Below are 12,774 nucleotides of genomic sequence, written 5' to 3' on the forward strand. Positions count from 1 at the left end.
GCGGTTTGGTGTTATCCGCCTGCGTTGGGAACCTTTCCGGGGTAAGCACGTACCTCTTCCATATAGACGAGCGGGCGGCCGTCGGCGCACGCTCCCACGTCCTTGGAATTCACTTCCAGGCCCCCAAAGGAGATGACATCTCCGGTGCTGAAGACTGTTCCGTCGGGCATCACCAACCCGCCGTCTGTGACTTTCGTGCCAGTGGGGAACAAGAAGCCGTTGCCGATGCAACCGTTGTTATCCGCTTCAAGTTTCAGTATCCGGAGAACATCAGGGCGCATGTAAATACCCCCGGAAATGACACCGTCAATTTCGGTCGTTGAAGCGGCCAGCTTACCCGCACCGCCCGCCACGATGTCGGCCTCCACCGTGGGCGTCGGCGAGCCTGTGATTTCGGGTAGCGGCAGCCCACTGGAGGAGCCTGTTTCCGGCGCAGGATCCAGCTGGGTAGCAGCCGGCGCAGCTTGCTCCGTGTGTGGAGCCGTCATGGAGGACGTCACCACTACCCCGGCAACAACTGCTGCAGCCGCCGCCACCAACCCGAATCCTGCTGCCAACCGCGCCCGGCGTCCGGCAGGCTGTTGATGGAAATCTGTAACAGACCCACCCACGGTGATGTGCTCGGCGTCAGTGTCCATGGCAGCCAGGCTCTTCTCACGGCTCCGGGCCAACTCTTCTTCGGTAACCGCGGAAGCTGGATCAGCTGCGGTCAGGCGATCCACGGTGGATTTTTCCTTGCTACTCATCGCTGCACATCCTCTGTGGCTTGATCCTCCCGAATCAGATTGCTGAGTTGCTTCCGTGCTCTGTGCAGCCGCATTCTGACGGCCGTGGCGGAAATGTCCAGCAGACCTGACACCTCGGCGGAGGTGAACCCGTCCCAGTACGTCAGGAGGAGAACCTCGCGTTCCTCCGGCTTGAGCCGATCCAGTGCGTCGGCCACCATGCCGTCGTCGGAGCCCAGCCCGCGCGTTCTCTGACGTTCCAGTTGTTGTGTGAGATTGATGGAGCGAACGGCCGAACGGTGATGGTTGCGGAGGACATTCCGGGCGATCCCGAACACCACTAACTCAGACAATTCTTGGCCCTGACGGCATTTTTCCCACACGATGCGGAAGACGTCGGCGGTAAGGTCTTCGGCTGCGGGCGTCCCCTCCGTTCGACGCCGGAAGTACCGGTACACCTTGTCGTGGCACGCCGCATGCGTCGCCAGAAAATGCTTCTGCCCGGCAGACTCCACGCGATCCCCCTGCTCCGTTTGCACCCTCATATCCAGTTAATGTCCGGCAGTCAGGAAAATGTAACCCAACTTTCAGGAACGACACGGAAAGCCCGCCGTCGGCACTCGCGGTGAGTGCCGACGTCGGGCTTGAGGGTTGAACGCTGCGGGTTAGTCGCCCACGGCGTCGCGACCGCGGCGAAGGATGAGCGGATCGGCGTCGTAGACAACCGAGGTGTCCTTGTCCGCGTAGTCGAACTGATTGAGGAAGTAGCGCATGGCGTTGATGCGGGCGCGTTTCTTGTCGTTGGATTTGATGGTGATCCACGGCGCGTGATCGGAGTCCGTGTACAGGAATGTACGCTCCTTGGCGTCCGTGTACTCGTCCCAGCGATCCAGCGATGCCAGGTCCATGGGCGAGAGCTTCCAACGGCGGACGGGGTCGATCTGGCGGATGGCGAAGCGGGTTCGCTGCTCCTGCCGGGTCACGGAGAACCAGAACTTGGTGACGTGGATGCCGGCGTCCACCAGCATCTTTTCGAACACCGGGGCCTGGCCCATGAAGGTGTCGTATTCGTCGTCGGTGCAGAAGCCCATGACGCGTTCCACGTTGGCGCGGTTGTACCAGGAGCGGTCGAACATGACGATCTCGCCTGCGGTGGGAAGGTGTTGGATGTAGCGCTGGAAGTACCACTGGCCTTGCTCGCGGTCGGAGGGCTTGGCGAGCGCCACGGTGCGGGCGGACCGTGGGTCCAAGTGCTCGGTGAAGCGTTTGATGGTGCCGCCTTTACCGGCAGCGTCGCGTCCCTCGAAAACAATCACGTGCTTGAGCCCGAGGTCCTGACCCCAGTATTGGAACTTCAACAGCTCGATCTGCAGCCGATACTTCTCAATCTCGTACTCATCGCGGGTCATCCGCCGCTCATAGGGATAATCCTCGTTCCACGTCTCCACCGCCGATCCGCCGGGATCGATCAGGTCCGGGTCCTCCCCTTGCCCTCCGCTGATGGTGTAGCCCAACTCCACCAAATGGTCGATGGTTTCCCGCAGGTTGTCCCTGACCCACCAATCGTCCAGCGATGTGGATGGTGGGGTTGCCTCCGTCATGCGGTCCTCCTGGTCTGTAAGCCTGCCCGGCCTGCGGGTTGAGCGGCAGCGTAGCAAGGCTTGGTGACGGGAACATGAACAGGCTATGCAGCGGTCAGCCGTGGTTGCGGCGGGCCTCCACCTGCGTGAAGAGCAGCCAGCTTAGCCAGACGCCCAGAAGGATCGCCGCGCCGGGCAGCAAGTCCAATGGTGCGATTTCGCGCCCGGCGGGGAGAATACCGAACCCGAGCCCTACAGCGCCCGCCACAACCACCAAGCTGATGGCATCCGAAGCCACGTCAATTGACCGGCGCCGTATCAGTTTGACCGCCAGCCCTCCGGCCATGATCACCACGATTGCCACACCCATTCCCAACGGGTAGGCGCTGAAGCCCGGCACGAAGTCCTGGGATGCGGCCCACACCATGAAGGTCAGCAGACCTGCGAAAAGTGCAAGTGAAGTGATGAGCGAGGCAGCGGTGGTCATCACCGTCATCCGCCGGTCCTTGTCATGGCGTTTCCGGGGAATGTAGTCCCAAGCGCCACGGGTCAGCTTGGAACTAATCCACCCCGCGATCACCACCAGGACCAGCGGGACCAGGATGGGCGTGACGTAGTTGTTGCTGACCGCCCAAAAGAAGGCCAGAAGTGCCGTGTAGACCTGCGGAGTGGCAACAATTCCCAGCCACCAGCCCGTCAGATATTCATTGCGGGCTTCGGGGAGGTCCAGGGGATGGACAAGGTACTGCGTTTTCGGGTCCGGTAGTTGGACCTTTTCTTCGATGGGATTCATGACGCCCTCCACGGGACCTGCTAGATGTATGGCGGGCGAAGACCCGCTCTGGCGATTTCGTAGACCTTCTGGCGCGCCACACCGAGCTCACCGGCTACGGTTACCGCGCTGTATTCGTCCAGGAGTTCGGCGACTGCTGCCGATCTGACTCCGGACGCCCTGGAGTTCAAATGCGCTGCGAAAATGCTGACTTCGGCTGCGAGGAGAGCGACGGCGAGAGGCCCGCCGAACGGCTCTGCCCAGCCCGGTTTGCCCTCGGCTGCAGCCGAATAGAGGGCATCCCCGCCATCAGCGATGACCGCGCTGACTTGTTCCGGGGTAATGCCGCGTTCTGTGAATCGTTTGGCCGCCGCCTCCCTGGAGCCATCACCAGGGGGTCGGTGAGTAAGGATCTTGTGCCATGGTGAATCCCGCGCAACGGGCGTGTCACCCCGGGGTTGACTGCTCATGCATCCCATGGTGCGCCGCACCAGGCCGAAGTGTCAACCCTAGGGTGACAAAACTAATCTGTCGGGGCTGCCCGGAGGGCGGCTGTCCGGACGTCAATCCAGTAGCGACGGAAAGCGGTCTCGTCATCGTCCATCCGCACATCCTCGAGCAGCCCACCGCAACGCTCGATCGTCTTGGCTGAGGCCGCGTTGTTGTCATCGCACGTTAGGAGAACGCGATCCAACTCCCCCCGCGCAGCCACAAGGCTGCACATCTCACGCAGAGCCCAGGAAGCCGCTCCCCGTCCACGATCGGACGGCCGGACTCCGTAGCCAATGTGCCCACCGGAGTTCAGGAGGGCCGGGGTGAGGTGATGACGGAACGCGATGGAGCCTACGTAGCGCGAGTCCTCCGTGATCCAGAGATAGGTGCATGGAACCATGCCGTCCTTCTCCGGGGTGTTTTCAGCATCCAGCAGCCTGGCAACCCATTCCTCAAATCCTCCGGGGGTGGTGACATCGTCCGCCATGAAGACGGCGGCACCGTCCTGATGGGCCCCGGCCCACTCTTGGTGGGACTCGAGGAACGAGTGGTAAAAGGACGTATCAGGGGCGACCAGGGTAAACATGGACCGACCCTATCCCAGGCGCACTATCCCGGGTTGTCACATCGGGCTGCTAGGCCGAAGGGTTCACTCGCGGCAGCTTCCTGCCCCGCACAGCTGCGTGCGTCTTCTGGAGTGCAGCAATTGATGCGTCGTAGGAGTGCTGGGCGACCCCCACGAAGAGGCAGTCAACGATCATCATCTGCGCCACCCGGCTACCCATGGCCCCCGGGCGGAAAGGAGTCTCGCGGGCGGCCGTGCTCAGCACAACGTCGGCCGCCCTGCCCAGTGGCGAATCAGCATGGTTGGTGATGGCTATGGTGACGGCCCCCGCTGCTTTGCCTGCCTTCAGGAAATCAATGGTGTCCAGCGTGGCTCCCGAGTGGGAGATGGCTACAGCAACACCGTCGGCATCCAGGAGGGCTGCGGAAGCCAAGGCGGCATGCGGATCCCCCCAGCTGAAGGAGGTGAGTCCTATCCGGTGCAATTTCTGCTGCATGTCCTGGCCCACCAAACCGCCTGCCCCCACGCCGAAGATGTCTACCTTTCGGGAACCGGACACTGCACTCACCGCCTTGGCCAGCTGGTCCACGTCCAACACTTGCGCGGTATCGGCGATGGACATTGTTTCGTTGAACGCAATTTTGGAGACGATGTCCTGCAAAGAGTCTGCGGTGTTGATGTCCTCATAGACCTCCGCAGGCACGCCGTGGGCCACACTCTCGCGAGCAGTTTCACGGGCAAGGTCCAAGCGAAGATCGGAGTAGCCGCCGTAGCCCACCTTTTTGTAGAAACGCACCACGGACGTAGTGGACGTCCCGCATTCCTCGGCCAGATCCCCGATGGACATGGTGGCAGCCCGCGATGGGTCCGAGAGAACCAGCTCGGCCACGGCCCGTTCCGAGGGGCGCAACGCCGGCAGGACAGAACGTATTCGCACCAAAACGGTGCGGGACAACTGCGCGGTCCCCGGCGCTTCCACCATGGTTTCCTTTCGACGCCTCAAACCCAATCCAAGTCCGTCAGGGCCTTGTCATTAAGTTACACAAGCATCGCCAGGAAGGTAAGTCATTGACGCAGTGCGGTCAAGCGAATACGGTCGGTGTAAGGAAAATCACAAAACTTGTCATGCTACTCGCTCCCCTCGAAAGGCTCTTTCATGGCACTGGATCGTAGAAAACTGCTTCATGCATCGGGGCTGGCGGCAGCTGCCGCCGTCGTCGCACCTTTTGCTCCTGGTGCGGCCGCCAACAACCCCAACGCACAGAACCGGCCGGGAAAACCGGGAGTACTTGTCAACGGTGCCGATGTAGCCGCCGCCGATAACTGGAGCATCTTCGCGGGGCGCAAGGTAGGCATCATCACCAATCCCACCGGCGTCTTGGCAAACTTCCGCTCGATCGTGGATGACATGGCGGCCAAAGGCGTGGACGTCAGGGCAGTTTTCGGGCCCGAGCATGGCTTCCGGGGGACCGCGCAGGACGGCGCCAGCGAAGGAACATCCGTGGACCCGCGGACCGGCATCACGGTCTACGACTCCTACGGCGCCAACGTTGCCGCTTATGTGGGCTTCTTCAAAGCCTCCGGCGTGGACACCATATGCTTCGACATTCAAGACGTCGGCGCCCGCTTTTACACCTACATCTGGACCATGTGGGGTGCCATGCAGGCGGCGTCCCAAACCGGAGCCGCGTTTGTTGTCCTGGACCGCCCCAACCCCATCGGCGGCCAGGCCCGCGGACCGGTGCTGCAGAAGGGGTTCGAGTCCGGCGTTGGCCAGCTGGGCATTGCGCTCCAGCATGGGATGACCGTGGGCGAGCTCGCAAAATACTTCAACGCGGTTCATCTTCCCGCCGCGGGCCTCACACCCATCCAAGACCTTCAGGTGGTGGAGGTCCAGGGATGGCGGCGCGACATGACCGGGCCGGACAACCGGGCAGCGTGGATCCTGCCAAGCCCCAACATGCCCACACCAGAAACCGCCACCCTGTACCCCGGCACTGCACTGTTCGAGGCCACCAACATGTCAGAGGGGCGCGGCACAACCAGGCCCTTCGAACTCATCGGCGCGCCCTACGTGGACTACCGCTGGGCCGAGGCACTGAACAGCAAGGGCCTTGCGGGCGTTACGTTCCGTGAGGCGTATTTCCAGCCAACCCTTTCCAAAAACCAGGGCGTCATCTGTGGTGGCGTACAGGTTCACATCACCGACGCCACCCGCGTCGAAGCCCTGGAAGTGGGCACCCATATGTTGGTCGAAGCCAAGCGCCTGTACCCCGGCTTCGGTTGGCGAGGCGACGGCGGACGCTGGATGGGCTTGCTGAGCGGCTCGGCCCGCTTTGCCCAACAGCTCGACGCCGGTGCTGACGCCAGGACCATCATGGACAGCTGGCGGTCCGAACTGGACCAGTTCGTGCGCGACACCCGCGGGTACCTCCTCTACAACGGCAAGCGCTAATGGCACACGCAAACCTCAACCACAACAAGGACGATGGGATTGGGATTCACATGCAAAGAAAACGAACTTCACTCATGACGGCGGCCGCCACTGCGCTGTTGATGACGGGAGCGGGGGTGTTGACCGGCGTGGGCACGGCGGTCGCAGCCCCGCCCACCACCACTGGAAGTACGACGACGGCCTCCGCCTCGCCGGACATCGAGGCGATGATTGCCGGCATGACGCTGGACGAAAAGATCGGCCAGATGACCTGGACTCACGTTTACGGATCGTCGGCGGACGACACCTCCATGGCGGCGAAGAACCAAGAGAGGTACGGCGTCAATACGCCGGCCGAGGTAGTGGCTAAGTACAACTTGGGCGGCGTCCTCTACTTCGCGTGGTCCGGCAACACCAACAACCCCCAGCAGGTTGCGGGTCTCTCCAATGGCTTGCAGCAAACGGCCTTGCGGGAGGACGGGACCGGCGTTCCACTAGCCGTCACCATCGACCAGGAAGGCGGTTTGGTTGCCCGCATCGGACCGCCCGCCACGGTGCTCCCGGGCAACATGGCCCTCGGCGCCACGGCTGATGCGAATCTTGCCAAGGCACAAGGAGAAATCCTTGGCTCCGAAATGCGTGCCATGGGTATCAACGTTGACTTCGCACCGGTCCTGGACCTGAACTCCAACCCGGACAACCCGGTCATCGGAATCCGCTCCATGGGCGAGGACCCGGCGCTGGTCAGTGCCCTCGGTGTTGCCCAGATCGAAGGCATTCAAGCACACAACGTAGGCGCGGCCGCCAAGCACTTCCCCGGCCACGGCGACACCTCAGTGGATTCCCACTACGGACTGCCTACCGTCACTTATGATCGCGCAACACTCAATGAGCACCTGAAACCCTTCAAGGCCGCAATCGACGGTGGCGTGGACATGGTCATGACGGCCCACATCATTGTTGAGGCCATCGACGCGGAAATGCCCGGCACCCTGTCCCACAAGGTACTCACCGGTTTGCTTCGCGATGAGATGGGCTTCAAGGGGTTGGTGACAACTGATGCCTTGGATATGGCCGCAATGGCCGCCGAGTGGCCGCAGGAAGAAATCGCTGTCAAGGCGATCCAGGCCGGTTCTGACATCCTCCTCAACTCCCCGGACGTGGACGCGTCGTTCGCCGGGGTTCGCGCCGCCGTCGAATCCGGCGAGATCACCGAGACCCGCCTGGATGAGTCCGTCCGACGGATCCTCGAATGGAAGGCCAAGCGTGGGGTCTTCGAGCAGCCTATGGCAGACCCCGCCGCGGTGGACACCGTCGTGGGGAGCGCGGAGAACCTGGCCACGGCCAAGCTGATCTCGGACCGCGCCGTCACCTTGGTGCGCAATGAGAACGGGGTGTTACCGCTCGCTTCGGGCAGCTCGGTGCTCATGGTGGGTGCCGGTTCGGCGTGGCCCGAGCTCGCGGGACCGATGCTCAAGGATCAGGGATTCACGGTCACTGAAGACTACGAGGATGGGGGCTCGCCCTCCGCGGCTTACCGTGCACGTGCGGTGGCTGCCGCTGGCAACGTCGATGCCGTGGTCTTCGCTTCCTACAACGCAACCGGCAATGCTGCACAGAAACAGATGGTTGCAGAACTCGCGGCCACCGGCACACCGGTGATCGTTGTGGCAACCCGCAATCCCTATGACATCAACGTCTTCCCCGGCGCCGACGCCGTGCTCAACAGTTATGGAGTCAAGGAGGTCAACTTCCACGGTGCTGTCCGCGCCATCTCTGGTGCCGTCAACCCCAGCGGCAAGCTGCCGGTCAACGTTCCCAAGGCCGACGCCAGCGGTGTCCTCCTGCCGTTGGGCTTCGGGCTGAGTTACCAAACTGCGACGCCGGCCCCTGTCACCTTCACGGACCGCCCGGGTCACGGGCAGGACGGCTACACCATCCCCTCTGTCCCGGGTGTGGCGTACCTGATTGACGGCAAGGAAGTGGCAGCCGGAAGTTACAGGAAGCCTTCCGGCACTGTGACCGTCACAGCGGAACGGCGGCCCGGGTACGTCTTTACCGACGGTTCTGTCACCCAGTGGACGCACACCTTCACCACTGGGCTCCCCAAGCCCTAGGAAGTTACACCACAGTCGAGTTCATCAGTGCGACCGTGATGAGCAGGGCAATCCCGAACATCGGCAGGCAAAGAATGATGTTGGTCCGGCGGTTGTCCCTCATCACGGCCACGAACTCCCGAAGGAAGGCGCTGGGCACAAAGTATCTGGCCGTGGGAGCACCCACAACCTCGGCGTTGATCTTCTGGCGCCGGGACAGGAGCGCGGCGCGGAGCACGTGGTAATTGTTGGTGCATACCAGCACCGGCCCCTGAATGCCCTTATCTGCCAGCAGGGCAACGGAGTACCGCAGGTTTTCGCGGGTGGTGGTGGCCTGGTTCTCTTCCAACACATCCGCGGCCACCGCACCCTTTGCCACCAAGTACTCCTTCATGGCGGCGGACTCGGGCCGGGGTTCGTCCGGCCCTTGGCCTCCGGAAGGCACCAAGACCGGCCTGGCCGGGGTGCCGCCGTCGTAAATTTCCAAAGCCTTGTTCAAGCGGGCGGCGAGCAACGGCGGGACCTTGCCATTGATCAAGCCGGAACCGAGGACGATCACGGCTGCCGGGTTGGGGCTGAAACGCATCCGCGAATACACCAACGCGTACCCCAGGAACACCACGAAGGCGCAGCCCAAGTAGGCGCAGAGGAAGAAGGCGAGGGCGGCGACGCCGGCCAATACCGGCTGCCCGCTCAGTACGAAAAGAAACGCAACCACCGGCGCGAGGAATACCGCAAGCCCCACCGCGATAGGCAGGAAACTGGTGATCCCCGGGCCTTCCCTACGGACCATCGTGGCACCATTCGCGATCAGGAAGCCCGCGAACACAAAGATGCTCACCACCGGGACCACCAGGACCACCAGGTTCAGCCACTCGAACCACGGGTTCAGGTCAATGAGGAATTCCAGCACAGCCTGCAGGAGGAACCACGCCGCCACCAGCAGGAACACGCCGTTGCGAAGCCGCCGCCGATCCGACTGGAAAGAGGCGAGGAAGAGCCCCGAGAAGAGGAGCCCAAGGACCAGGTTCAGCATGATCCAAGCCTATGCGGTACCAGTCAGGCCGATTCGCGAATGACCAGCTCGGTGGGGATGGTGACAGCAGCCGGACGCTTGCCGCTGATGACGTCCAGCAGCAGCCGCACCATTTCCTCGCTGATCCGATCAAACGGCTGCCTGACCGTGGTGAGCGGCGGCGTCGCCTCCTGCGAGAGCTTAATGTCATCAAAGCCGACGACGGCGACGTCACCTGGAGTTGTCAGGCCCGCCTCCCGCAAAGCGTCCAAGGCACCAAGCGCCATGAGGTCGTTCGCAGCGAAAACAGCATCGATGTTCTTGGTGCGGCCGAGAAGTTCGCGCATCGCTTTGGCGCCGCTGTCGCGGCTGTAGTCACCCTGGGCGATGAGCTCCTCATCGATATCCGCACCTTGATCGTCCCGGTACGCTTCGAGTCGCCGCGTACCGCCGGAGGTGTCCGCAGGGCCGGCGATGGTGGCAATCCGCTGCCGACCGCCGTCGCGCAAGTACCGCAAAACGTCGCGGGCGCCCTCGTAATCGTCGGCAGCGACGTAACCCATCTTCTTTTCGAAGCCCAAGGGGGCGCCACAAGCGATCGCCGGGACACCCGCGGCAATGATGTCCGCGATGATGCCCTTCCGGCTTCCATGGGAGGAAATGAGAAGGACACCATCAACATGGCCCGCAGTAAGGAAATCGGTGGCACGCCGTTGTTCATCATCGGTGCCGGCCATGATCAGGACCAGCGGAATGTCATGCACAGCCAGGGCGTCCGCTGCGCCGCGCATGAGGACAGCGAAGTTGGGGTCCTCGAAGAGACGTTCCTGGGTCTCAGTGAGCAGGAAAGCCACGGAATTGGCACGATTGGTGGCGAGATTCCTTGCATGAGGGTTGACTCGGTAGCCCGTCTTCTTGATCGCGGCGTTGACGGCTGCCAAGGCTGACGGACTGACCCAATGGCCACCGTTAAGAACCCGGGAAACGGTACCTCGCGATACGCCGGCTTCTGCGGCCACATCGTCGATTTTGGGCCGGGGCCTGGGGGCGGATTGCGTCATGACCCAAAGCCTACCTACCGCTAGGCCTTCACGGCGCCAGCGGCAAGATCCACCTTCCAATAGCGCTGCAGGAGAAGGAACATGATCACCAACGGCACGATGGACAGCAGCGCGCCGGCGAGCACCAGCGTGTACAGGGCGGGCGCTGAAGCGCCTTGGTTCAGCAGACCGTTAAGTCCCACAGTGATCGGGAACAATTGGTCGTCGCCGAGCATGATGTACGGCAGCATGAAGTTGTTCCAAATGGCCACGAACTGGAACAGGAAAATGGTCACCAGGCCCGGGAGCATCATGGGTGCAGCAATGCGGTTGAAGATATACATTTCCTTGGCGCCCTCGGTTCGGGCGGCCTCAATGACATCACCGGGAACGGAGGCCGCGGCGTAGATCCGCGCCAGGTAAATGCCGTACGGGCTGATGATCTGCGGCAAGAGCACCGACCAGTAGGTGTTGGTGAGTCCGGCGTGGGCCAGCATCAGGTACTGCGGGATGGCCAGAATAACGCCGGGAACCAGCACCCCCATCAGCAGGACCTTGAAAACACCCGACTTGCCCGGGAAATCGAACTTCGCCAGCACGTAGCCGGAAAGAGCTGAAACCCAGGTGGACACTATCGCGCCGACGCCCGCGTATAGGGCCGTGTTGAGCATCCAGCGCCAAAACAGGCCGTCGCGGTATTCGGTGAGCTCCACAATGTTGTCCCAAAGGTGCGTACTTGGGGCCAAGGTGAAGGTGGAGAACAGCTCAGTGCCGTCCTTGCTCGCGGCAGCCACAACCCAAATCACGGGAAACAGGCAATAGAGCGCGCCGAGGATCAGGATTCCGGTGGAGAGATAGCTGGGCTTTTCCTTGATGAAGTCCGGTTTGGTGGCCTTGCTTCGCTTGGGGTTGGCGCGGCGGTTTGTGGGAGGCGTGGCGAGGGCAGTCACGGTCAGTTCTCCTGTCCGAAGGCCCGCTTCTGCACGATGCGCAGGAACAGGAACGAAATGATGAAGGTTGCCAAGGCGATCACGATGCTGGTGGCAGCAGCAGAGAAGACGTCATTGCGGGTGAAAGCATCCCGGTACACCAGCATGAGCGGAGACCAGCTAGTGGAAAGGCTGTTAGCCAGGGGGCGCAGCGTTGTGGGTTCGGCGAAGACCTGCAGCGTGGCGATCATCGAGAACAACGCTGTCATCACCAGTGAAGGGGCGATGATGGGGATCTTGATCCTGATGGCCGTCTGGATCTCGGAGCAGCCATCCAGCTTTGCGGCCTCGTAGATTTCGCTGGGCACGGCCTTCAGCGAGGTGTACATGACGATCATGTTGAAGCCGACACCACCCCACAGGGCGATGTTGCAGATGGCGAACGTGACCAGGTTGGGATCCAGGAGCGACGGCAATTCCATGCCGAACTGCCTGGCCAGGAAGTGGAACGGACTGACGCCGGGAAGGTACAGGAAGCCCCACAACAGCGAGCTGATCACCGCAGGTACCGCGTACGGCAGGAAGATGGCCGTTCGGGAGAAACTGCCGGCCCTTGTCCGCCGCGAATCCAGCAGGAGCGCAAAGAGCAGGGCAAAGCCAAGCATCAGTGGGATGAGAATGAGCCCATAGGTGAGGACGCGCAGGACGCTGCCCGGGAACTCCGGGTCTGATAGCGCGCTGACGTAGTTGTCCAAACCGGCGAACGCCGTGCTTTGTGAACCTTTGCCCAGGCCCAGCCCGCTGACCTTCTTCTTCTGGAAGCTCAGCACCAGGGTGTAAATGATGGGCGCTGCCATGAAGACGAGGAACAGGATGATGCCCGGGGCGAGCATTGCGTAAGGGATGAGCACCCGGGATTTGAAGTTCTGCGACTTCCTCGGGGTTCCGGCTGCAGTATCGGCCGCCGGACCGGGCCTGGTTACGGTCATTGCCACGGGTGCACTTCCTTGTGGTGGATCGACGAGTTGTGGTTCGAGGTGGGATCAGCGTGTGGGAGGGCGCCTGGCGTCTCGCTTGCGGACGCCCTCCCGCGCTGGAACGGTTGCTGACAACCGTTGCTTGGAGC

The 12,774-nt window shown here is 62.2% G+C and carries 13 protein-coding genes; 2 read left to right on the forward strand and 11 right to left on the reverse strand.

What is annotated here, in order from left to right:
* Nucleotides 1-11 precede the first annotated feature (11 nt).
* From MOD31_RS13040 to MOD31_RS13070, 7 genes are all read right to left on the reverse strand, one after another.
* Nucleotides 12-746, reverse strand: a complete 735-nt coding sequence (locus MOD31_RS13040; protein WP_250820855.1) for a hypothetical protein — start codon at nucleotides 744-746, stop codon at nucleotides 12-14.
* Nucleotides 743-1,270, reverse strand: a complete 528-nt coding sequence (locus tag MOD31_RS13045; RefSeq protein WP_223941256.1) for an RNA polymerase sigma factor — start codon at nucleotides 1,268-1,270, stop codon at nucleotides 743-745. The genes MOD31_RS13040 and MOD31_RS13045 overlap by 4 nt, the downstream gene beginning before the upstream one ends.
* A gap of 120 nt (nucleotides 1,271-1,390) precedes the next feature.
* A complete protein-coding gene (gene ppk2 / locus MOD31_RS13050; RefSeq protein WP_250820856.1) occupies nucleotides 1,391-2,326 on the reverse strand; it encodes a polyphosphate kinase 2 in 936 nt (311 codons plus the stop codon).
* Nucleotides 2,327-2,420: 94 nt separating this feature from the next.
* Nucleotides 2,421-3,098, reverse strand: coding sequence for a hypothetical protein (locus tag MOD31_RS13055; protein WP_250820857.1), 678 nt, complete (start codon nucleotides 3,096-3,098; stop codon nucleotides 2,421-2,423).
* A gap of 20 nt (nucleotides 3,099-3,118) precedes the next feature.
* Nucleotides 3,119-3,547: a hypothetical protein gene (locus MOD31_RS13060; protein WP_250820858.1), complete on the reverse strand. Its 429-nt coding sequence runs from the start codon at nucleotides 3,545-3,547 to the stop codon at nucleotides 3,119-3,121.
* 53 nt (nucleotides 3,548-3,600) lie between these two features.
* A complete protein-coding gene (locus MOD31_RS13065; protein ID WP_250820859.1) occupies nucleotides 3,601-4,155 on the reverse strand; it encodes a GNAT family N-acetyltransferase in 555 nt (184 codons plus the stop codon).
* Between the two features lie 49 nt (nucleotides 4,156-4,204).
* A complete protein-coding gene (locus MOD31_RS13070; RefSeq protein WP_250820860.1) occupies nucleotides 4,205-5,116 on the reverse strand; it encodes a MurR/RpiR family transcriptional regulator in 912 nt (303 codons plus the stop codon).
* 174 nt (nucleotides 5,117-5,290) lie between these two features.
* On the opposite strand from MOD31_RS13070, the gene MOD31_RS13075 reads away from it, so the two are divergent.
* The gene (locus MOD31_RS13075; protein WP_250820861.1) at nucleotides 5,291-6,589 is read left to right on the forward strand and encodes an exo-beta-N-acetylmuramidase NamZ domain-containing protein; all 1,299 of its coding nucleotides are present in this window, start codon (nucleotides 5,291-5,293) and stop codon (nucleotides 6,587-6,589) included.
* Between the two features lie 50 nt (nucleotides 6,590-6,639).
* Complete coding sequence (locus MOD31_RS13080) at nucleotides 6,640-8,685, forward strand: glycoside hydrolase family 3 protein (protein ID WP_250820862.1); 2,046 nt, start codon at nucleotides 6,640-6,642, stop codon at nucleotides 8,683-8,685.
* Nucleotides 8,686-8,689: 4 nt separating this feature from the next.
* Here MOD31_RS13080 and MOD31_RS13085 read toward each other — a convergent pair whose 3' ends face one another.
* The 4 genes from MOD31_RS13085 to MOD31_RS13100 are packed head-to-tail and all read right to left on the reverse strand — an operon-like array spanning nucleotide 8,690 to nucleotide 12,637.
* Nucleotides 8,690-9,700: a YdcF family protein gene (locus MOD31_RS13085; protein ID WP_142937404.1), complete on the reverse strand. Its 1,011-nt coding sequence runs from the start codon at nucleotides 9,698-9,700 to the stop codon at nucleotides 8,690-8,692.
* Nucleotides 9,701-9,723: 23 nt separating this feature from the next.
* On the reverse strand, nucleotides 9,724-10,740 hold the full coding sequence (locus MOD31_RS13090) for a LacI family DNA-binding transcriptional regulator (RefSeq protein WP_142937403.1): 1,017 nt from the start codon (nucleotides 10,738-10,740) through the stop codon (nucleotides 9,724-9,726).
* A 20-nt stretch (nucleotides 10,741-10,760) separates the two neighbouring features.
* Nucleotides 10,761-11,669, reverse strand: a complete 909-nt coding sequence (locus MOD31_RS13095; RefSeq protein WP_250820863.1) for a carbohydrate ABC transporter permease — start codon at nucleotides 11,667-11,669, stop codon at nucleotides 10,761-10,763.
* Between the two features lie 2 nt (nucleotides 11,670-11,671).
* Entirely contained in the window at nucleotides 11,672-12,637 is a 966-nt protein-coding gene (locus tag MOD31_RS13100; RefSeq protein WP_250820912.1) for a carbohydrate ABC transporter permease, read from the reverse strand.
* Nucleotides 12,638-12,774 lie beyond the last annotated feature (137 nt).

The sequence above is a fragment of the Paenarthrobacter sp. TYUT067 genome (assembly GCF_023656375.1).
Lineage (GTDB): Bacteria > Actinomycetota > Actinomycetes > Actinomycetales > Micrococcaceae > Arthrobacter.

Coding starts and splice junctions, on each gene's coding strand:
- MOD31_RS13040 (WP_250820855.1), bottom strand. CDS start 746: ATGAGTAGCAAGGAAAAATCCACCGTGGATCGCCTGACCGCAGCTGAT.
- MOD31_RS13045 (WP_223941256.1), bottom strand. CDS start 1,270: ATGAGGGTGCAAACGGAGCAGGGGGATCGCGTGGAGTCTGCCGGGCAG.
- ppk2 (WP_250820856.1), bottom strand. CDS start 2,326: ATGACGGAGGCAACCCCACCATCCACATCGCTGGACGATTGGTGGGTC.
- MOD31_RS13055 (WP_250820857.1), bottom strand. CDS start 3,098: ATGAATCCCATCGAAGAAAAGGTCCAACTACCGGACCCGAAAACGCAG.
- MOD31_RS13060 (WP_250820858.1), bottom strand. CDS start 3,547: ATGAGCAGTCAACCCCGGGGTGACACGCCCGTTGCGCGGGATTCACCA.
- MOD31_RS13065 (WP_250820859.1), bottom strand. CDS start 4,155: ATGTTTACCCTGGTCGCCCCTGATACGTCCTTTTACCACTCGTTCCTC.
- MOD31_RS13070 (WP_250820860.1), bottom strand. CDS start 5,116: ATGGTGGAAGCGCCGGGGACCGCGCAGTTGTCCCGCACCGTTTTGGTG.
- MOD31_RS13075 (WP_250820861.1), top strand. CDS start 5,291: ATGGCACTGGATCGTAGAAAACTGCTTCATGCATCGGGGCTGGCGGCA.
- MOD31_RS13080 (WP_250820862.1), top strand. CDS start 6,640: ATGCAAAGAAAACGAACTTCACTCATGACGGCGGCCGCCACTGCGCTG.
- MOD31_RS13085 (WP_142937404.1), bottom strand. CDS start 9,700: ATGCTGAACCTGGTCCTTGGGCTCCTCTTCTCGGGGCTCTTCCTCGCC.
- MOD31_RS13090 (WP_142937403.1), bottom strand. CDS start 10,740: ATGACGCAATCCGCCCCCAGGCCCCGGCCCAAAATCGACGATGTGGCC.
- MOD31_RS13100 (WP_250820912.1), bottom strand. CDS start 12,637: ATGACCGTAACCAGGCCCGGTCCGGCGGCCGATACTGCAGCCGGAACC.